Annotated in this window: 15 protein-coding genes; 7 read left to right on the top strand and 8 right to left on the bottom strand. The window is 65.6% G+C overall.

What is annotated here, in order from left to right; translation table 11 throughout:
• Positions 1–27: 27 nt before the first annotated feature.
• The 4 genes from ACODS2_RS03640 to ACODS2_RS03655 form a co-directional block, all read right to left on the bottom strand.
• A complete protein-coding gene (locus ACODS2_RS03640) occupies positions 28–2,607 on the bottom strand; it encodes a CPBP family intramembrane glutamic endopeptidase (RefSeq protein ID WP_488997597.1) in 2,580 nt (859 codons plus the stop codon).
• Positions 2,604–3,344 carry an ABC transporter ATP-binding protein gene (locus ACODS2_RS03645; protein WP_488997598.1) on the bottom strand — a complete coding sequence of 247 codons (741 nt, stop codon included), beginning with the start codon at positions 3,342–3,344 and terminating at the stop codon, positions 2,604–2,606. The genes ACODS2_RS03640 and ACODS2_RS03645 overlap by 4 nt, the downstream gene beginning before the upstream one ends.
• A gap of 145 nt (positions 3,345–3,489) precedes the next feature.
• Entirely contained in the window at positions 3,490–4,155 is a 666-nt protein-coding gene (locus ACODS2_RS03650) for an SDR family NAD(P)-dependent oxidoreductase (RefSeq protein WP_488997599.1), read from the bottom strand.
• A 115-nt stretch (positions 4,156–4,270) separates the two neighbouring features.
• Complete coding sequence (locus ACODS2_RS03655) at positions 4,271–5,398, bottom strand: TauD/TfdA family dioxygenase (RefSeq protein ID WP_488997600.1); 1,128 nt, start codon at positions 5,396–5,398, stop codon at positions 4,271–4,273.
• 239 nt (positions 5,399–5,637) lie between these two features.
• Here ACODS2_RS03655 and ACODS2_RS03660 point away from each other — a divergent pair, with 239 nt between their 5' ends.
• Positions 5,638–6,822 (top strand): MFS transporter, encoded by a 1,185-nt coding sequence (locus tag ACODS2_RS03660; RefSeq protein WP_488997601.1) that lies wholly within the window; start codon positions 5,638–5,640, stop codon positions 6,820–6,822.
• A 111-nt stretch (positions 6,823–6,933) separates the two neighbouring features.
• On the opposite strand, the gene add is transcribed toward ACODS2_RS03660, so the two are convergent.
• The gene (add, locus tag ACODS2_RS03665) at positions 6,934–8,058 is read right to left on the bottom strand and encodes an adenosine deaminase (protein WP_488997602.1); all 1,125 of its coding nucleotides are present in this window, start codon (positions 8,056–8,058) and stop codon (positions 6,934–6,936) included.
• A gap of 97 nt (positions 8,059–8,155) precedes the next feature.
• The gene (locus ACODS2_RS03670) at positions 8,156–9,553 is read right to left on the bottom strand and encodes a helix-turn-helix domain-containing protein (RefSeq protein WP_488997603.1); all 1,398 of its coding nucleotides are present in this window, start codon (positions 9,551–9,553) and stop codon (positions 8,156–8,158) included.
• Positions 9,554–9,710: 157 nt separating this feature from the next.
• Between ACODS2_RS03670 and ACODS2_RS03675 the strand changes: the two genes are divergently transcribed.
• The 4 genes from ACODS2_RS03675 (at position 9,711) to ACODS2_RS03690 (ending at position 15,084) form a co-directional block, all read left to right on the top strand.
• Positions 9,711–11,306, top strand: a complete 1,596-nt coding sequence (locus ACODS2_RS03675; RefSeq protein WP_488997604.1) for an isocitrate lyase — start codon at positions 9,711–9,713, stop codon at positions 11,304–11,306.
• 23 nt (positions 11,307–11,329) lie between these two features.
• Complete coding sequence (locus ACODS2_RS03680) at positions 11,330–11,488, top strand: hypothetical protein (protein ID WP_169793754.1); 159 nt, start codon at positions 11,330–11,332, stop codon at positions 11,486–11,488.
• 201 nt (positions 11,489–11,689) lie between these two features.
• Positions 11,690–14,074: a TonB-dependent receptor plug domain-containing protein gene (locus ACODS2_RS03685; RefSeq protein ID WP_488997605.1), complete on the top strand. Its 2,385-nt coding sequence runs from the start codon at positions 11,690–11,692 to the stop codon at positions 14,072–14,074.
• Positions 14,074–15,084, top strand: coding sequence for a phytase (locus ACODS2_RS03690; protein ID WP_488997606.1), 1,011 nt, complete (start codon positions 14,074–14,076; stop codon positions 15,082–15,084). Before ACODS2_RS03685 ends, ACODS2_RS03690 begins: the two co-directional genes overlap by 1 nt.
• A 114-nt stretch (positions 15,085–15,198) precedes the next feature.
• Here ACODS2_RS03690 and ACODS2_RS03695 read toward each other — a convergent pair whose 3' ends face one another.
• Positions 15,199–17,046: a DUF885 domain-containing protein gene (locus tag ACODS2_RS03695; protein ID WP_488997607.1), complete on the bottom strand. Its 1,848-nt coding sequence runs from the start codon at positions 17,044–17,046 to the stop codon at positions 15,199–15,201.
• A 309-nt stretch (positions 17,047–17,355) separates the two neighbouring features.
• Between ACODS2_RS03695 and ACODS2_RS03700 the strand changes: the two genes are divergently transcribed.
• Both ACODS2_RS03700 and ACODS2_RS03705 read left to right on the top strand, forming a co-directional pair.
• Positions 17,356–17,529, top strand: a complete 174-nt coding sequence (locus ACODS2_RS03700; RefSeq protein ID WP_488997608.1) for a hypothetical protein — start codon at positions 17,356–17,358, stop codon at positions 17,527–17,529.
• A 133-nt stretch (positions 17,530–17,662) separates the two neighbouring features.
• Positions 17,663–18,358, top strand: a complete 696-nt coding sequence (locus tag ACODS2_RS03705) for a glutamine amidotransferase (RefSeq protein WP_488997609.1) — start codon at positions 17,663–17,665, stop codon at positions 18,356–18,358.
• On the opposite strand, the gene ACODS2_RS03710 is transcribed toward ACODS2_RS03705, so the two are convergent.
• The gene (locus ACODS2_RS03710; protein WP_488997610.1) at positions 18,355–19,521 is read right to left on the bottom strand and encodes an aminotransferase; all 1,167 of its coding nucleotides are present in this window, start codon (positions 19,519–19,521) and stop codon (positions 18,355–18,357) included. The two genes, ACODS2_RS03705 and ACODS2_RS03710, sit on opposite strands and share 4 nt — an antisense overlap.
• Between the last annotated feature and the right edge of the window lie 27 nt (positions 19,522–19,548).

Below are 19,548 nucleotides of genomic sequence, written 5' to 3' on the forward strand. Positions count from 1 at the left end.
GCGAGGGAGCCGGGGGCAAGCGCGGGGTCACGATCCGGTCAGCACGACGACCGTATTGTAGGCCATGTGGAGCACCACGGAGGGGGCGAGCCTGCCGGTGCGCTTGAACATCACGCAATTGAGCGCACCGAGCAGGCCTACCGGGAGCCATGCGATCGGCGGGTGATAGATCGCGAAGAAGGCGGCGGCGGCAAGCACCGCTTTCCAGCCGCCCCATTGCCGATCCAGCGCCCGGTAGAGCAGGCCGCGGAACAGATATTCCTCTGCAAATGGCGCGCAAAGGATCGCGATGAAGGCGTAGCTGAAGCGCAAGGACGGGTTCGCGGCCCACTGGGCGTGAGTCGCCGCGATGTCGTGCGCGAACGGGGGAAACATGGCGAGGATGTGGATGTAGGCCCAGGCGAAGCCGCCGAGCAGCAGGCCGACCGCAAGGCCTTCCGCCATCGCTCGCCCGTGATGGCGCAGGAGGTTCCACAGCGTCTCCCACGGTGCGACGAACATGTGCACGGCCTGCGCGGGCGGAGGAGACCACAGCCACGCGGCTGCCGGATTCATGCCGCGATCCTCAAGGACCCGCGCGGTCACCATCGAGACGAGTACGGCGCTGGCCGAATAGCCGACGGCCATTGCCAGCGGCAGATTTTCACGCCCGCCGATGCCCGCGACGAAGGCGGCGATCACGGAGGAAAGCTCCAGCATTGCGCTGACCGCGATCATCGCGTGCATCAGCGTGGGCGGCGGTGGCAGCTTTTCCGACCACGGATCATAGAGATAGGGCAGGCGCGCGCGGAAGTTTTCCCACATCGCGGCGGCGGTGACCCATGAATAGACGATGCCGACGATGGCAAGCGACCAGACCTGCGTGCAGATGCCGATCGCAAAGGTCAGCATGCCGAGCTGTGCGGCCCAGCGCCGCCCGGAGGGGATCGGCTGCGCTTCGCCCGATTCCGAAACGACGGTGACCAGCGTGACAGCCTTTTCGGCCATGCTGCGGGCGAAAAGGTACCAGCCCACGCCAACCAGCACGATCTTCCACCAATCCTGCGGGAACAGCGCGCAGCCCAGCAGCAGGACCACTGCAACCAGCAGCGTCGCGATCAGCGACCACAGCCAGGCCTTGGCCTTGAGCACGCTTTCGATCCCTTGCGGCCAGGTCAGCGCGATCCACAGCGCGGAGCCTTCCGAGACCAGCGACTTGGGGCCGAGAACCCAGAGCATATAGGTGCCGAGCGCGATTGCGGCACCGGCGAGGAGGTTCCAGGATTGGGCGGCCAGACTGAGTGCGCCGCGCAGCTGGAACATGTTGTAGCCAGCGACGGTGAGCGGGATCAGGATGGTCTGCACGATGGCGCTGCGATCGCGCAAAAACCACAGGACTTCCTTGCGAAACAGCGGCTCGCGCCCGAAGCGCGTCTGCCGTACGGGGCCTGTGTTCAGGGTTTCGGCCGCGAAAGCGCCCGACAGGCCATTGCGCAGCGCGCGCACGCTGAGCCAGACGGCGAAGCCGAGCATGGCGGCAGCGACGAGCCAGCCAAAGGCGATGGCACGCAGGAACGAGCGGCCCCCCGCACCATCAAAGCCGAGCAGCAGGGCGAGCAGGGGCGCGGGCAGGCGCGCGGCGATGGCAAGGGTGCCGGCAAAGTGCCCGACCAGCCAGTCGATCGTGGCGGCGCCGACAATCGGGCCAACCGTGCCGACAAAACCGAACCAGCTGATGACGCCGATCACGCCGCCGCGGGTGCGCGGGGACAGACGCAGCACCGCCGAGATTTCAAGCGCCTTGCCCAGGCAGCCCGCCGCAATGGTGAGGGGAATGCCAATCACCACCGCGCCGATGAGGCCCAGCAGCACATCGTAGGTGAGGCCGAGCAGGGCGCCGACGAACAGTGGTCCGGCCCAATAGGTAGGGTTGGCGGCAAGCGGCGCGATCATCTCGGCAAGGAAAACCGCGCCGGGCTGCACCGGATGCGAGAAGAGCCATTCCCACATGGGATGACGGCGGCGCTGGATGTCGAGCTCCAGTCCCTCGCCCTGGCATACCAGCGTTACCAGCCAGAGCAGGACGAGCAGCGATCCCAGCAGCGCGGGGATGGGTTGCGAGAGGCCTTGCGGGGTGAGGCCGGGTTCTGCGCTTTCGGCAAGGACAAGTCCGCTGCTGCCTGGTGCCGCGACGCGCGCGCGCAGCTTTGCCGCGATCTCTTTTTCGTCCTCGCCGCGCTGATCCCGCGCGATCCTTGCCGCCTCGTCGCCGATGGCCTCCGCCAGCGAATCGCTGCGGACTCGCGGCGAGGCAAAGCGAGTCTGATCGGCTTCCTGCACCTGTTCGAGGAATTCCTCGCTGACAACCATATGCCCGTGGAGCTCTGCTTCGGCGCGCTGGCCGGCGGTTACCGCAACAAACACCGAGCCTGCCGCGAAGCCATGGATGACAACGCTGATGATCAGGCCGACCAGCAAGCCGAGGCCCGACCAATCCGTTCCCTTGCCGTCGCTTCTTTGGCTGAGCAACTGCTGTTGCCGCTTGCTGCGCCCGCTCTGGCGGCGACGCGCCGATGCCAGCAGCAGGCGCACGGTGCCCCAATAGCCGGGGGGAGAGGCGGCGCTCATTCCTGCGCGGGCCGGGCGGTCAGCTTCAGGAACAGTGCTTCGAGATCGGGCTCGCCATGGCGGGCAGCGAGCGCGCCAAGCTCGCCCTGTTCGACCACGCGGCCTTCGTTCACGATCACCGCGTGCGAGCACAGGCGCGCAACGTGATCCATCAGATGGGTCGAGAAGAGGACCGTGGTGCCGGTGGCCGCTGCCTCGTTCACCAGATCATAGAACAGGCGGGTGGATTCTACGTCGAGCCCGTTGGTCGGCTCATCCAGCACGAGCAGGCGCGGCTGGTGCAGCATGGCGAGCAGCAGGCCGAGCTTCTTCTTCATGCCGCGCGAGTATTCTTCGGCATATTTGTCGAGATCGTCGGCAAGGCGCATGCGCATCGCGAGGGCTTCGATCCGCGCCATCGCCTCCGGCACGTCGAGGCCGTGCATTCCGGCGCTGAGCGCAAGAACCTCGCGGCCGGACAGGTAGGAATAGAACACCGGCTCGTCGGGCAGGAAACCGATCGCGCGCTTGACCTCGACCCGATCCTCGAACGCATCGAGACCGGCGACGCGCAGCGTGCCCGAGGTGGCCTTGAGAATGCCCATGAGCAGGCGGAACAGCGTGGTCTTGCCCGCGCCGTTGGGGCCGAGCAGGCCGCAGATCTGGCCGGGCGGGACACGGAAAGAAACGTCGGTCAGTGCGGTCTTGGGGCCGAACGACTTCGACACGCGTTCGACAATGACGATATCGTCATCCATGCAGGCCGCCCTCGACTGGCAGGAGAGGTGAATGCCGCCCGGATAGCGCCAATGCAGCCGTGAGTACCGGCAGACCTATTCTACACCAATCTGGCTCCATTACTCCAAGTCTAGCAGACAATTACGGACAGGCAACCGCAGTGTCTCACAAGATCACTTCCACCGGGGCGGGGGCGGGCATGGTGTGGAGATCCCAGAAATGCCCGGCGATCGTATCGGGCGCAAGCGGTGTGCCGGGGAGGATCTGGCCGGTGACGGTGACCGTGCCGACGCGGATGGCCGAGCCTTCCAGTTCCTTGTGCAGCGTCTGGGCAAGGTTGCGGATCCCGGCCTTGCCGATGGCGAGCGAGGCGGCCGGGAGCCAGCCGGTGGGATCGAGCGCGAGGCCGCCGCCGGTGAGCAGCACCGTGCCTTTCCCGCGCGCCTGCATGGCCGGAAGCACCGCCTGCACCGCCGCCAGCGCGCCGCCGACGTTGACGCGGAAGTCCGCCACCAAGGCATCGAGCGGGATCTGCGAGGGGACCGCAGGCGTGGCGCTGTAGGCATTGTAGATCAGCACTTCGATCGGCCCCAATTGGGCCTCGACGGCGTGGATGGTGGAACCGAGGGCGGTGAAATCACCGGCATCGACCGCGCGCAGATCGAGTTTGTGGCCCTGTTCTGCCATGGCGGCCGCGAGCGCAGCGGATTTTTCGGGGCTGCGCGCCAAGCCCGCGATCGCATAGCCGCCGGCGGCAAAGCGCTGGGCAAGCGCGGCGGAAAGACCGGGCCCCATGCCGATGATGAGCGCGACGGGGCGCGTGGCGGACATGCGCTGTTCTCCTCTTCCGGTGACCGTCTCAGCTTTCACCGGCGGTCTTGAGTCCTCACGATACTGCGCCCTTGCGGACGCTGTATATGAGGAATTCGAACGGCAGGGCGCTCGATCAGTGCGTCTTGCGCGCCAGCAGCCGCAGCCGCGAGTTGAATTCGCCGCGATCGACGTAGCAGCCGTGGAGATGGCGGAAGCCGGTTGCCGGGTTGAATGCCTCGCGCCCATGCAGCACGCGGCGGTTGTCGAACACGATCATCTCGCCCGCCTTGAGCTTGAAGGTGAGCCGGTAGGCGGGGTCGCGCGTCATCGCCATGAAGGCGCGGTAGGCGCGGTAGTAGGCGGGCATGACGTCCGCCGGCATATCGAACGTGGCGGCAATATGGGCGTTCCAGCGGATTTCGCTTATGGCACCGGCGCGGTCCCCAGTGGCATTCAGCGTGATCACCGGGGCGTGGGTGCGGATATCGGCGTCTGCATCGTGGAAGCGGAAGGGGATGGCGATTTCGCTGAGCAGGCGGAAAGCCTCCGGATCCTTCGCGCGCAGATCCTCGGCCAGGGCAAAGCCATCGGCAAAGAGCGAGCCGCCACCCTCGGCCTCGTTGGCGAGGCAGTGGAGGAACTGGAAGCCCGGTGGCACTTCCTGATTGGGCAGGTCGGTGTGCAGCGGCAGGGTGACGGCAGTATAGGCAAGGTTGTTGGGATCGGGCTTGCTGACGACCTCGAAGGTCATGCCGAAGTTGGTTTCGCGCAGGAAACCGATCTTGCAGGCAATCTCCACGCCCGCGTCGATCCGGTCGTCGAGGCCATCGACGATCGAGAGGCCGACTGCGGCGGTATCCTGCATCCACGCGCGCAATGCGCCGTCATTTTCAAGCAGCTGGGCCGCAGCATAGCGCGGCACGCTGGCCGGGGTGAGATCCGCGCGCCAGAGCCGGGGCACAATCGCGGCGGGGTCCTTTGTGGCGCAGCCGGGACGATGCTCGAAGAGCAGGGCCATGGGCACGCGGCTGACATGGCCATCGGCAAAGTGCAGGATCACTTCGTCGCCCGCGCGCTCGGCATTCAGCAGGACCGGCTCGGGATCGAGCGTCAGCAGATCGAGCACGCGCTCCTCGGTCTGCGGGTGGAAGGCGCTGGGGCAATTGTCGCGAAGCCAGAGCGTGGGATAGGTCACGGGGCCCGACTGGGACCAGGTCGCGAGGAGGGCATCCGCCCGCACCTCAAAGGATGAGATTTTCATGGGAACGTCCCGTCATGGAGCAAGGGTCAGCTGACGATGTCGATCAGCCCTTGCGTGGCGGCGGGCGCCAATCCTGCACCTTGCCATAGCGGAACGACGCGGGGCGCCGGCCATGGATCAGGTCTGAGCAGATAACTGTCATAATACTGCAGCGTATGGCGTATCGTTTGGTTGGACAACTGTAAAACAAGCGTTGCCCTCATTGCCACTTGCTGCGCAGCATGCCACCCCTGCGGGCGATGGATCATTCGCATGGCAGGCCGTCCGGCCCGGCGCGGGACACCGCCCCGTTCGCCCCCACCCTGATCGGCATCGGCGCGGCCACGGCAGCGGCGCATATCGGCAACAACTTCACCACCTATCTGGTCGGCGGGTTGATGGACCGGTTCGGTTTCACCCCCTTTGCGATGGGCGCGTGGAACATGGCCGAGACGCTGAGCTATGCTGCCGCGATGTTCCTTGTCGCGCCGCGCGCGCGCGGGCTGGATGCGCGGGTGCTGGCGATGATCGCGAGCGTGGTGGTGATTGCGGCGCAGGCAGGATCAGCGCTGACAGGGGCCTATCCGCTCTTGCTCGCCGGGCGGATCGGCACGGGGCTGGGCTTCGGTCTTATGAACAGTGCGCTCAATCTGGCGGCGGGGCGCACGGGCAATCCGGCGCGGTGGATCTCGCTGGGGATTGCGGTGCAGACCTTGCTCTATAGCGGGATCGCAATTGTGGTGCCGTTGGTCGGGCGCGATTTTGGCGCGAGCGGGATGTTCCTTGGGCTGGCGGGGATTTCCGTGCTGTTTGGCCTGTGCGCGCTGCTGCTGCCGGGGGGCAAGGGTGCTGTCGAGGCACACGCGCAAGCGGCGGCGCCCATCGGCGCGGAAGGATGGCGCGTGCTGGCGGCGATGGCGCTGTTCGCGTTCGGCTCGCTGGCGATCTGGCCGTTCATCGAGCGGACCGCGCATGCCATCGGCATCCCGGCGACGCAGTTCGGACTTTATCAGAGCGCGGCGGTGCTCGCGAGTGCGGTGGGCAATGCCGGGCTGGCCATGGTGATCGGCCGCCTGCCGCGCGCCTGGCCGTTGGCGACGGCGCTGGGCATGTGCGCCTTGATGTGCGGCTTGCTGACCACGGTGGGGAGCGAGGCGGCGTTCGGTGCGGCCTTCGTCGCGTTCATGGTGAGCTGGTTCCTGACCTATCCGCTGCTGCTGCGGCTTGCCTATGCGCAGCCCGCCGGAGAGCGGCTGGCGGTGATGACCACGGGGACGTGGCTGCTTTCACAGAGCCTCGGCTCGCTGGCGGCGGGCGCGATGGCGCAGGGCTTTGGTGCTTATACGCTGATCGGGCCGGTGGGCGGGGTGATCTGTGCGTTGGCGATTGTCGCGGCGATGCCGGTGGCGAGAAGGTTGGACGGGGAAGTGGGCTCAACTTCGTGAAGAGACCGTTCGCAACCCCGCTCACCCTGAGCTTGCCGAAGGGTGCTGGCGCAACCGTTGTGCGTGATGCTTCGACAGGCTCAGCATGAGCGGTTTTGGGAATGGAGCCAGCTAGGCGGCACCCGCGAGATAAGCTTCCAGCTTTGCGATCAGCGCGGTTTTGTCAGCCGCTGGTAGCCACGCTGCCTCGAAGCCGTTGCGGGCGATTCCGGCAAGATCGGTGCGGGTGAGGTTGCTGCGGGTGACGGCGCGCAGGAGCACTTCGTTGATATACTCGCTCGCCATGTAGGCAGGGTCGTCTGACGAGATCGTGACCTTGAGGCCGGCATCCAGCATCGAACGCACCACATCGACCGGCGGGTTGATGCCCCGGCGCAAGGTGCCGGAGAACGTCGGGCAGACGGTGAAATACATCCCTCGCTGCTTGGCGATGGCGACGAGTTCGGGGGACTGGACGATGTTGCCACCGTGGTCGATCCGATCGACCTTGAGATCGACCAGCGCGGTGCGGATGTTCTTCAGCGTATCGACCTGATCGACATCGCAGTGCGCGGTGACGTGGAGGCCGTTGGCGCGCGCCTTGGCGAAATGGGCGGCGAACTTTTCGGGCGGGTGGCCGGCTTCATCCGAATCGAGCCCGACGCCGACGAGGTGCTGCTTGAAGGGCAGCGCGGCATCGAGCGCGGCCATCGCGGTATCGGCGGGAAGATCGCGCACGAAGCAGAGGATGAGCTGCGAGCGGATGCCGAGCTTCGCCTCGGCGTCACGGCGGGCACGGGTGATGCCCATGATCACCGCTTCCATCGGCACACCGCGCTTCAGGTGCTCCTGCGGATCGAAGAACATCTCGGTGTAGATCACGTTCTGCGAGGCGGCCTTGGCGAGGTAGGCATAGGCGAGATCGTAGAAATCCGGCTCCTTCAGCAGCACCTTCATGCCGTCGTAGTAGATCGCGAGGAAGCTCGGCAGGTCGTGGTACTGGTAGCTCGCCTTCATCGCGGCGACATCGGCGAAGGGGAGGTTCAGGCCGTTGCGCTTGGCGAGGGCAAACTTCATTTCGGCCTCGAGCGTGCCTTCGAGATGCACGTGGTATTCGGTCTTGGGCAGGCCCTTGATGAAGGTGACAAGCGCGGGATCGACGCCTTCGGCGGGCGCGGCTGCATAAGCCCAGCGGGGGAGCATGGCGAGCGTGGTTGCGGCGGTGAGGCCAGCCATGAGTGTGCGACGTGTGATCATGTATTCGGCCCCCGGATTGTCCCTTTGCGGGCACATTCGGGATGCAAATGGGCGGGGTCAATCGGGTTTTGTGCAATGGACCGTGCTGGAAATGCGTTCAGCTTTCCGCAAAGGTGAACGGCTCGGGCGTCTTGCGGTAGTCGTCCGGGAGAATCTCGCGGCCCAAGGGCGGTTCGGCGCGGGCGGTGCAGGTGGCGCGATTGCAGAGGCGGCAGGTGACGCCAATGGGCGTGGGGGCGGGCTGTTCGCCGCGGGCGTAGATCAGCCTGGCCGCGTGTTCGGCGGTGCAGCCGAGCGCGATGGCGCGCAGGACTGCGGGCTTGCCGTGGCCGCCGCCGCCCGAGGTGACCGAGCGCGCGACGCTGAAAAAGCGCTCGCCGCCGGGGAGTTCGAGCCATTGGGTGAGCACTTCGCCGGGGCGGCGGAAGCAATCGTGCAGGCTCCACAGCGGGCAGCCGCCGCCATGTGCGGCGAAAGGGAAGCCCGCGCCGTCGAGCCGCTTGGAGACATTACCTGCCGCATCGACACGGATGAAGAAGAACGGCACGCGTTCCTGCCCGGGGCGATTGAGCGAGGTGAGGCGGTGGGCGACTTGCTCGAAGCTCGCGCCGAACTGGCCCGAAAGCGCCTCGATATCGTAGGCGCGGGCTTCCACCGCGCGGGCGAAGCGGTCGTAGGGCAGGATCAGCGCGGCCGCGCCATAGGCGGCGAGCGCGCGGCGGACGAGCTGGGCGGCGGTCTCGCTCGAAAAGCTGGCCCCGCGCACGAGGGCGGCGATCTCGCCGCGAAGCGCGGTGTAGGCGATGTGGAGGGCGATCTGCCAGCGGCGGGCCTGCGGGCTCAGCGTTTCGTCGATCAGGAGCTGCTCGGCATGGCGATCGTAGCGGCGCAGCGCGTCCATCATGATCTCTGCCGGCATGAGGCGCACGCGCAGGCCCTGCCCGCGCAGATATTCGGCAAGGCCGCCCTCCTGCAGGCCGCCGAGCTTTTCGATTTCCTCCGAAAGGGCCTCGGCCTTGCTGTCGAGCGCGGGGAAGTAGTTGCGGCGCTGGGCGACGAATCGGCGCGCTTCGGCGAGCGGATTGGCCACATCGCTGCCCGCGCCGCCGCGAAGCCCGGCCAGCGCCTGCTGTTCGCGCATGTAGGCGGTGTGGAGGCGCAGCATGGCCTCGGTCACGCCGGGATAGCTGGTGGCGACGTCCGCCACTTCGAGCGCGGGCAAATCGATCTCGGCGAAGATCGGATCCTTGAGCACATCGGCGAGGCGGCGGGCGTAGTCGTCGCGCTCGTCGGCCGCGAGTTCGCTGACATCGAGCTTGTAGGCCTTGGCGAGGCGCAGCAGGAGATCAGCGGTGAGCGGGCGCTGGTTGCGTTCGAGCAGCGCGATATAGCTGGGCGAGATCGCGAGATCGTCGGCCATGACAGCTTGCGTGAGGCCGAGTTCGCGGCGCAAGCGCTTCAGGCGAGGGCCGAGGTAGAGCGGGCGCGATTCCATATGGTTAAGAGGTCCTGTCTCGCCGAAGTAAGGGCTGTACAACTTTACAAGCATATTCTGTAAAGTTTGACAACATGACTGCGCTGCGGGTTTCGCGGGTGCGTTCGCGGGTCTAGCCGGGGTGCATCAAGCCTACCCCAGACAGGAAGCGAGACCCATGACCTATTCCCAGACCATCAACGAAGCCGCCAAGGCGATCGCGCCCTTCGGCAAGCCCTGGGACGGGATCGACGCCGCTTCGGTAGCGCGCATGCGTCTGCAGAACCGCTTCCAGACCGGGCTCGACATCGCGCGCTACACCGCCAAGATCATGCGTGCCGATATGGCCGCCTATGATGCCGATCCGGCCAAGTACACGCAGTCGCTCGGCTGCTGGCACGGGTTCATCGGCCAGCAGAAGATGATTTCCATCAAGAAGCACTTCGGCACGACCAAGGGCCGCTACCTCTACCTTTCTGGCTGGATGGTCGCCGCGCTGCGCAGCGAGTTCGGCCCGCTGCCCGATCAGTCGATGCACGAGAAGACCAGTGTTCCGGCGCTGATCGAAGAGCTCTACACCTTCCTGCGTCAGGCCGATGCGCGTGAGCTGGGCATGCTGTTCCGCGAACTCGATGCCGCCAAGGCCTCGGGCGACGCGGTCAACACGCACCGCCTGCTGCACAAGATCGACGAGTACCAGACCCACGTCGTGCCGATCATCGCCGATATCGATGCGGGCTTCGGCAATGCCGAGGCGACCTACCTCCTCGCCAAGAAGTTCATCGAAGCGGGCGCCTGCTGCATCCAGATCGAGAACCAGGTTTCGGACGAAAAGCAGTGCGGCCACCAGGACGGCAAGGTGACCGTGCCGCACGAGGACTTCCTCGCGAAGATCCGCGCGGTTCGTTACGCTTTCCTGGAGCTGGGCGTCGATGACGGGATCATCGTTGCGCGCACGGACAGCCTTGGCGCGGGCCTCACCAAGCAGATCGCCTTCGTGAAGGAACCGGGCGACATTGCCGACCAGTACAACAGCTACCTCGATTGCGAGGAAGTCGATGCGGCGACGCTCGGCCACGGCGATGTGCTGATCAGCCGCGACGGCAAGCTGATGCGCCCCAAGCGCCTTCCTTCGAACCTGTTCCAGTTCCGCCCCGGCACCGGCGAGGACCGCTGCGTGCTCGACGGGATCAACAGCCTGCAAAACGGTGCGGACCTGCTGTGGATCGAGACCGAGAAGCCCCACATCGGCCAGATCGGCGGCATGGTGCGCCGCATCCGCGAAGTGATCCCGAACGCCAAGCTCGTCTACAACAACTCGCCGAGCTTCAACTGGACGCTGAACTTCCGCCAGCAGGTGTTCGATGCCTGGAATGCGGAAGGCAAGGACACCAGCGCCTATGACCGGGCAAAGCTGATGAGCGTGGACTACGACGGCACCGCGCTGGCGGACGAAGCCGACGAACGCATCCGCACCTTCCAGCGCGATTCGGCGCGGGAAGCGGGGATCTTCCACCACCTCATCACGCTCCCGACCTACCACACCGCGGCGCTCAGCACCGACAATCTGGCGCGCGAATACTTCGGCGAGGCGGGCATGCTGGGCTACGTGAAGAACGTCCAGCGCGAGGAAATCCGCCAGGGCATCGCCTGCGTGAAGCACCAGAACATGGCCGGCTCCGATCTTGGCGATGATCACAAGGAATACTTCGCCGGCGAAGCCGCGCTCAAGGCGGGCGGCGCGCATAACACCATGAACCAGTTCGCAGCATAAGCACCGAGCAGAGGAGCAGGACAATGGCTGAACCGACCCGGGCCCGTGCGGTCCTTTCCACCGAAGACTTCAAGCTGATCCGCGAGGCAGTGCTGCACTACCTCAAGGTGATCGAGGACCAGCCGGAATCGGTGAAGTTCTCGCACCTCTACCACCGGCTCGGGAGCGCAATGGGCAGGTAATCCGCCCTCGCGCCCCACACGATACTTTCCTGGGGAGGAAAGCTGGCCCGCCGTGCGATACATCGCGCGGCGGGCCTTTTTAGTAAGAAAAGTATAATATAACAAATAATTGCTCGATGAGAGAGTTGCCGTCTTGTAACAGTTCTGTCTCCAGCCACGCATAGCCGCCCCTCATTCGTCAACACGAATGGGGGACCTGACGTGACCACATCTGCCAACCGCCTTGCCTTTGCGCCGCGTACCGCGCGCCTGCTGGTCCGTGCCACGCTTCTGGCCGGAAGCGTGCTCGCCTTCACACCGGCCCTGGCAGCGGACGAAGCTGCGGACGGCGCGGCAGCCGAAATGGCCGACGACGAGACGACCCGCGCCGCGCGCGAGATCGTGGTGCAGGCCGAGATCGGCTTTCGCAACCGCGCGACAGATGGAGTCGAGCCCAAGCTGGTCTATGACGAGGAATACTTCCGCCGCTTCGAGCCGCTGACAGCTGGCGATGCGCTGAAGCGCGTGCCTTCGGTCACGTTCCTTTCCGACGTGCTGGAAAGCGACGGAGCGCGGCTGCGCGGGCTTGATCCGGGCTATACCCAGATCCTGATCAACGGCGACCGGGTGCCCGGCGCGAACGCCGACCGTTCGTTCTTCCTCGACCGGATTCCGGCCGAACTGATCAAGCAGGTCGAAATCGTGCGTTCCTCCTCGGCCCGCCGCACCGGCGATGCCGTCGCTGGCACGCTGAACATCGTGCTGCGCAACGCCTTCAGCATGGACGGCGGCTATGTTCGCGCCGGCGGGCTGTTCTTCGATGATGGCAAGGCCAAGCCCAGCGGCGGCCTTTACTACGGCGGGCCGCTCGGACCGGGCCGCTTGCTGATCGGCGCAAACGTGCAGGGACGCTATGCTCCCAAAACCAAGAAGAGCCTGCGCTACGGCGATTCGCCCGAGAACAATCCGAATTTCGCCACCGATGATTTCAACAACCGCGAAGAGCAGTCCGACATCCGCAACGGCACCGACTATGCCGGTAACGTCAGCTGGGCGATGGAGCAGGGCGGCACCAAGTTCGAGATCGCGGGCAATTATGTGCGCACCGAACGGGAGCAGATCGAGCGCTCGTTCGAATTCAACGATCCGGTCGTTTCAACCGGCCCGGTCCGCCTCAATGCAGGCGGCACATTGCTGACCGACAACTACAACCCGCTGTTCATCAAGCAGGAGAGCATGGCTCTCACCAGCAAGTTCAGCCATGAGACCGATTGGGGCAAGACTACCGCCCGCGTCAGCTTCTCCAGCTTCCGGAATGACGAGCGCGAGTTCGAGCATGAGGTCGATTTCGACCGCAGCCGGCCGCGCTACACAGGCGACTTTGGCACGACCGCGCTGCGCGATACCGAACTGGCTGGCGAACTGGAGCAATCGTTCCGCCTGACCAGCGCGATCAACCTTGCGGTAGGCGGGTTTGCGCAGAACAAGATCCGCAAGACCGATATTGCGGCTGTGCGCAACCGTTTCAACGTGACCGGCAATCTTTCGGGATACGCACAGGCGACCGACAATCCCGAACAATTCGCCCGGCCTTTCGTGGATATTGAAGCCACCCCCGGCGGCTTCAACCGGATCGAGGAGGATCGCCGCGATCTTTATGCCCTGATCGAAGGCAAGAGCGGGAGCGTGAAGTTCGAGGCAGGGCTCCGCTGGGAAAACACCGCGGTGCGGATCGAGGATTTCACGGTCGATCCGGCGGATGCCTCGGCGCGGGTGAAGTACAATTTTCTGCTGCCTTCGGCTTCGGTGCGCATCGAACTGGGTGCGGGCCGGATCACCGCTTCGGCCGCGCGGACCGTGCGCCGCCCGCGCTTCGATTTCATCTCGCCCGCGCTGCTCGAGGCCGAATTGGGCGACAACGATCTGCTGGGCAATCCGCAACTGAGGCCGGAAACATCCTGGGGCGGCGATCTGGGCTATGAACACCGCATCGGCCGGACGGGCGTGATCGGGGTCAATGCGTTCTATCGCACGATCAAGAATGTCGTCGAAGTGGCCAACACCGGGCGCGAAGGCTCTGAAGGCGAGAACACCTTCGTGCTGCAGCCCCGCAACACCGGGAGCGGTGAAGTCTGGGGCGTGGAGTTCGATCTTTCGGCCAGCCTCGGTTTCATCGGACTGCGTGAAACCGGCATTTTCGGCAACCTGACCTTGATGCAGAGCAGCATCCGTGACGAGTTCGGCACACGGCGCTTCAATGGACAATCGAAGTACATCTACAATTTCGGCATGATCCAGAATTTCCCCAGGATCGGCGGCACCATCGGCGCGACTTATCGCAAGCAGGGTCCGGCGTTTGACCGGATTATCGGCGAGGAAATCCGCACGACTTATGGGGCGGATCTCGAGGTGTTCGTCGAAAAGCGCTTCGGCAAGAGCTTCACCCTGCGTGCGGTCGGCTCGAACCTGCTCAACGGCGCCAAGGATGAGGTGTTCAACAAGTTCACCACGATCGGCGATCAGCGCACGCGCAGCTTTGACGAGTATGAGCTTGAATCCGAGACTGGCGGCCCGGTGTTCCAGATCGTCGCGCGGTACGCGTTCTGATGCGGCTCTGGGTGGCACTTGCTGCGGCGGCGCTGCCGATGGCGGCGTTGGCTGCGCCGGTGACGGTATCGGTCACCGCGCAAGCTGAAACTGTGCCGGTTGGCACCGCGGCAGCTGATGCCGCCGACGATCCTGCGATCTGGCGCAATCCGCGTCGGCCACTGCGCAGCCTGATCGTGGCGACTGACAAGAAGGCCGGGCTCTATGTCTACGGGCTCGATGGAAAAGCGCGCGATTTCTCACCCGATGGGCGGCTCAACAATGTCGATCTGATCGGCATGGGGCGGCGCGGCGTGATTGTGGTGGCGAGCGACCGCAACGATGAAGCTGCGGCGCGGCTGCGGCTCTACCGGCTCGATACCCGCCGCGCAAAGCTGATGCCGCTGGGCACGGTGAGCGGCGGCGCGGGCGAAGCCTACGGCTTGTGCCTGATGCGCGTCGGCGCGCGGCTTCATGCGTTTTCGGTGCTGAAGGACGGGACCGTCGCGCAAGTGGCGATTACGCTGGGGCAAGGAAAGCCGCGCGGGCGGATCGTGCGCCAGCTCAAGCTGGAAAGCCAGGCCGAGGGCTGCGTGGTCGATCCGCGTAGCCGCACGCTCTATGTGGGCGAGGAAGATCGCGGCATCTGGGCGTTCGATGCGCGGGCCACGGCTTTGCGCCGGGGGCGGCTGGTCGCGGCGGCGGACGGCGCGCAGCTTGTCGCCGATGTCGAGGGACTGGCGCTGGCACCGCAGGGGCGGCGCGGCGGCTGGCTGATCGCATCGAGCCAGGGCGACAATGCCTATGCGCTGTTCCGCTTGCCCGGGATGAAGCCCGCCGGACGCTTCCGCATTGCCGCGGGCCGGCTGGGATCGACCGAGGAAACCGATGGCATCGCCTTCCATCCCGGCGCATTTGGCCCACGCTACCCCTCCGGGCTTTTCGTGGCGCAGGACGGCGACAATGCGCCTGCAGCGCAGAACTTCAAGCTCGTATCCTGGGCGGATGTGCTTGCGGCCTTGCGGCGCTGAGCCGGGGCCGCAAGCAAGTCCTCACACCGTCAGATCGGACTCAAGGGCCTCTGCTGCGAGAAGACCCCTATCGCGGTGGCCAGATTGGGCGCCCGCGCAGACCGATAACTCTGCCTACTGGCGCCGTGCGGCGATCCACGCATCGACCTTGGTTTCCAGAATCGAAAGCGGCATGCTGCCCGATCCGATCAGCAGATCGTGGAACGAGCGGATGTCGAACTTCGCGCCCAGTTCGCGCTCGGCCTTGCGGCGCAGTTCCATGATCTTGAGCATGCCGATCTTGTAGCCGGTCGCCTGCCCCGGGAGCGTGATGTAGCGGCGCACTTCGGACCGGGCCTGGTCGGGCGTGGCCCGGCCGGTTTCGATCATGTAGGCGACCGCCTTTTCCTCGTCCCAGCCCAGCGAATGGATGCCGGTATCGACCACCAGCCGCGCCGCGCGAAACACTTCGGCATCGAGCCGCATGAAATCGCTGGCAAGATCGGGATAGGCGCCCATTTCCTTGCACAGCGCTTCCGCATAGAGGCCCCAGCCTTCGCCGAACGCGACATAGCGGGTGGCCTGGCGGAAGCGCGGCCCCGCAGTCTGGCCGATCTGGATATCGCCCTGCATGACGTGGCCCGGCACACCTTCGTGGCACATCAGGTCGACGATCGCATCGGGTGAGGGATCGCTGGTCTGGCCGAGCAGGTGGACATAGACGCGGCCCGGGCGCGAACCATCGGCGCTGGGCCCGGCGGCATGCGCGGCCCCGCCGGTCACTTCGCTGAACGAGGGTTCGCGCACCACTTCCATCGCGCGTGTCGGCAGGGTGCCAAAGAATTTAGGCAGCAGCGTGCGGTTGTGCGCGATCGCGGCATTGGCCTTCTGCAGATAATCGGCGCGCAGTGCGTCGGTCCATGGCTGGGGCGGGTTCTTGCGTGCCAGCTCGGCGTAGAACGCAAAACGATCCTTGAACCCGCCTGCCTGCGCAAGCTTGTCCTGCTCGCCCTCGATCCGCGTGACCTCGGCAAGACCGATCTCATGGATCTGCGAGGGCGTGAGATCGGTGGTGGTGTTGAGCCTGAGCGCGGCGGCGTACCAATTGGCACCGCCGGGCAGCGAAACCGCGCCGACCCGGCCGGATGGTGCGGTTGGCAGGTCTTCCTTTGCCCAGGCGATCACCCGTTCATAGGCGGGCTGGATCGTCAGCAAGGCGGCGCGCGTATCGGCCAGCAAGGTATCCGCCTCTGCCGGGGTGACCTTGCCGCTGGCCTGCAACTTCTGAAGCTTGGCCTGCGCATCGGCCCACAGCGGCGAATCCTTGCCTGCGCCGAACGGAGCGCCGGAGATGATCGCACCGCTGCCGGAAATCACCCGCTCGATCTGGAAGCGCGGCGCCCGCACGCCAGCGGCATCGGCTGCGCGGCTCCGTCGGATCGCCTCGTCCAGCACCGCAGGAATGGCGCGCAGCCGCGCGGCATAGGCGCGCATATCGTCCGCATCCTTGACCGAGTGCGTGTTGACCAGGAAATCGGGCAATTGCGAATGGAGCGAATAGAGGAAGGAATAGAACGGCGGCGTATAGGTGCGGAAGCGATAGGCCAGCTCGGCGCGCTCGAGCTCAAGCGCCCAGATGTCGTAGTTGGTCTGTCCTTCCGCCGTCAGCTTGCTGCGGTCAAACAGCGCCTTCATCTGCGCCACGCTGGCCCGGCGCCATTCGAGGCGTTGCAGCGCTGCCGCGTCGCTGATGTCGTCCAACTGATCCTTGGCCACTTTGTCGCCGAGGTAGGTGGCGAGCTGGGGTTGCTGTCGCAGCTGCTCGGCGAAGGCCTGATCGAGGAAGGCATAGAGCCGGCCGGTTTCGCTTTGGGCCGGTGCGGCGGGCGCTTGCGCCTGAGGCGTCTGCGCGGCGGCGGGGGCTGCCACGGCGAGCGGCAGCAGGAGCGCGAAAGCGGCGCGGTTCAGGAAGGGTTTGCGCACAGGGTTCTCCTTGAAAGATGACCTTAGCTAACGCCTCGGAAGAGGTTCGCGAAGTGCAACTTCTGATGGAAATGCTGGTGGGCCCTTTCGGGCGCAGCAAGCAAACCTTGGCAGGGCTTCAGAATTTCTGAAGTGACAATACCCAATTAAATTAGTAGAGATTTTGCGTGCGCCGGGGATGTCCCTCTCCCCGTCCTCGGCGCATCGCGGCTTTTGATGGATGTCAGCTTGCTCCGCGTCACCAACGGCTAAAGCGCACGAACCGGGGCGACCTCGCCAGATTCGTGTTCCGATCAAGGAGCCCCGAATATGTCGAGACTTTCGAACCCGCCCCGTGGCGCCCGCAAGCCGTCCGCCCGTTCGCCCGTCGCCAGCGCCGCAATTGCCCGTCTGCCGCACCCATCGTGGCGCCTGTCGGGAGAGACTGCGACCGCAGACCGCACGCTGTCCGCCGAAGATTTCTGGCAGAAGCTGGGGCTCTGACCCGGCGTTTCGGCGTGCTCGCGGCGGTGGTTCGGCGGGCCGGAAAGCGCGGCTATGGCGGAGCCAATCTGAACTCGCTGGCCTTAGTCTATCGGTTTAGTAGAAATAGACTTCCGACTCAGGAGCCACATTGATGAAGACCGCGCTGATCATCCGCCACGTGCCACGTGAAGGCGTTGCCGGTTTCCGCGCGCCGATCGAGGCGGCGGGCTACGTGATCAACCGGGTGGATGTGATCGACCACGATTTTCATGCGCTTGATCTCGTCTCGCCCGATCTGGTGGTGATGATGGGCGGGCCGATGGGCGTCTACGAGCGCGAGGCGCATCCGTGGATTACCTGCCAATTGAAGCTGCTCTCGCGGCGGCTGGCGGCAGACCGGCCGACGCTGGGTGTGTGCTTCGGTTCGCAGATGATCGCGGCGGCGCTGGGGGCGGATGTTTATGCAGGGCCAGTCAAGGAAATCGGCTTCGCGCCGGTGATGATCCACGACCGCGAGGGGCCGCTGCGCCATCTGGCGGAGGTGCCGGTGCTGCATTGGCACGGCGATACGTTCACCCTGCCCGATGGAGCGGAGCTGCTGGCTTCGAGTCCGCTCTATCCGCATCAGGCGTTCCGCAAGGGGCGCAATGTGCTGGCGCTGCAGTTCCATGCCGAGATGGGCGAGGACGAGCGCTTCGAGGACTGGATCGCGCAGGACATGGATTACCTGACTGCCGCCGGGAAGTGCCCGAACGAACTGCGCACAGATCATGCGGCGCATGGGCCGGGCGCAGTTGCCGCCGGGCGGGCGATGATCGCGGAGTGGCTGGCGGGACTTGCCGCCTAAAGACTTTCGCGCCAGCGGCTGAGGCGCGCAACGGCATCCTCCAGCATCGCAGGCGGCTTGCAGTGGCACAGGCGCACGATGGTGGTGGGGCCACCTTCCCCTTCCCAGAGCGCGGAGAGCGGGATCGAGGCGACCCCCGCCTCGCGCACCGCGCGTTCGCTGAAAGTGCGGTCGTCAAGCGCGATACCGCTGGCGGGCAGGTCGATGCAGGCGAACCAGGTGGCCTTGCTTTCGAGCACGGCAAAGCCCGCGCGCTTCAGGCCTTCGATGAGGACGGCGCGCGAGGCGGACCATTCGGCATGGAGCGCCCCGGTGATCGCGGGATCGGCGAGGCCTTCGGCGGCGGCCCATTGCAGCATTGGCGGGGTGGTGAAGGTGAGGAACTGGTGCGCCTTGCCCAGCACTGCGGCGAGCGCGGCATCGCCGACCAGCCAGCCGACCTTCCAGCCCGTCGCGCCGAAAATCTTGCCGGCCGAGCCGATTTTGATCGCGCGCTCCGCCATGCCGGGCTCGGCCAGCAGCGACTGGTGCGCACGGCCATCGAAGCGGACGGCTTCCCACACTTCGTCGCAGATGGCGACGAGATCATGCTCGCAGGCGATCCGGGCGAGGAGGGCGAGTTCTTCCGGGCTCGTGACCGAGCCGGTGGGATTGAGCGGATCGTTTAGGATCAGGGCGCGGGTGCGCGGGCTGATCGCAGCGCGGATCGCCGCTTCGTCATAATGCCAGCCCGGCGGGCTTAGCGGCACGAACACCGGCACACCGCCAGCACGGCGCACCAGCGGGGCATAGGCATCGTAGGCGGGCGAGAAGAGGAGCACTTCATCGCCTACCCCGACGACGGCAAGGATCGCGGCGGCAATCGCTTCTGTCGCGCCTGAAGTGACGACGACTTGCTCGCGGGTGAGGGCAAGGCCTTGGGTCCGCGCATAGAATGCGGCGACCGCATCGCGCAGTTCGGGCACGCCCATGCTCGGCGGGTACTGCTGCGAGCGGGTTTCCATCGCGCGCATCGCGGCAGCGGTGAGCGCGGCGGGCGGCGGCGTATCGGGAAAGCCCTGGCCCAGATTGATCGCGCCGAGGCTGCGGGCAAGGCCCGACATGTGCTCGAACACGGTGACGGGCATCTCAGCGTAGATGGGATTGAGGCGAAGGTCGGTCATCGCGCACCACGCTAGCGCTGCGCTGGC

Source organism: Novosphingobium sp. FG137, assembly GCF_057809735.1.

Bases quoted from the DNA above. Each gene is read 5' to 3' on its own strand.
- add (WP_488997602.1), bottom strand. From the start codon at position 8,058: ATGATCACACGTCGCACACTCATGGCTGGCCTCACCGCCGCAACCACG.
- ACODS2_RS03680 (WP_169793754.1), top strand. From the start codon at position 11,330: ATGGCTGAACCGACCCGGGCCCGTGCGGTCCTTTCCACCGAAGACTTC.
- ACODS2_RS03660 (WP_488997601.1), top strand. From the start codon at position 5,638: ATGGATCATTCGCATGGCAGGCCGTCCGGCCCGGCGCGGGACACCGCC.
- ACODS2_RS03700 (WP_488997608.1), top strand. From the start codon at position 17,356: ATGTCGAGACTTTCGAACCCGCCCCGTGGCGCCCGCAAGCCGTCCGCC.
- ACODS2_RS03650 (WP_488997599.1), bottom strand. From the start codon at position 4,155: ATGTCCGCCACGCGCCCCGTCGCGCTCATCATCGGCATGGGGCCCGGT.
- ACODS2_RS03675 (WP_488997604.1), top strand. From the start codon at position 9,711: ATGACCTATTCCCAGACCATCAACGAAGCCGCCAAGGCGATCGCGCCC.
- ACODS2_RS03655 (WP_488997600.1), bottom strand. From the start codon at position 5,398: ATGAAAATCTCATCCTTTGAGGTGCGGGCGGATGCCCTCCTCGCGACC.
- ACODS2_RS03705 (WP_488997609.1), top strand. From the start codon at position 17,663: ATGAAGACCGCGCTGATCATCCGCCACGTGCCACGTGAAGGCGTTGCC.
- ACODS2_RS03645 (WP_488997598.1), bottom strand. From the start codon at position 3,344: ATGGATGACGATATCGTCATTGTCGAACGCGTGTCGAAGTCGTTCGGC.
- ACODS2_RS03710 (WP_488997610.1), bottom strand. From the start codon at position 19,521: ATGACCGACCTTCGCCTCAATCCCATCTACGCTGAGATGCCCGTCACC.
- ACODS2_RS03690 (WP_488997606.1), top strand. From the start codon at position 14,074: ATGCGGCTCTGGGTGGCACTTGCTGCGGCGGCGCTGCCGATGGCGGCG.
- ACODS2_RS03670 (WP_488997603.1), bottom strand. From the start codon at position 9,553: ATGGAATCGCGCCCGCTCTACCTCGGCCCTCGCCTGAAGCGCTTGCGC.
- ACODS2_RS03640 (WP_488997597.1), bottom strand. From the start codon at position 2,607: ATGAGCGCCGCCTCTCCCCCCGGCTATTGGGGCACCGTGCGCCTGCTG.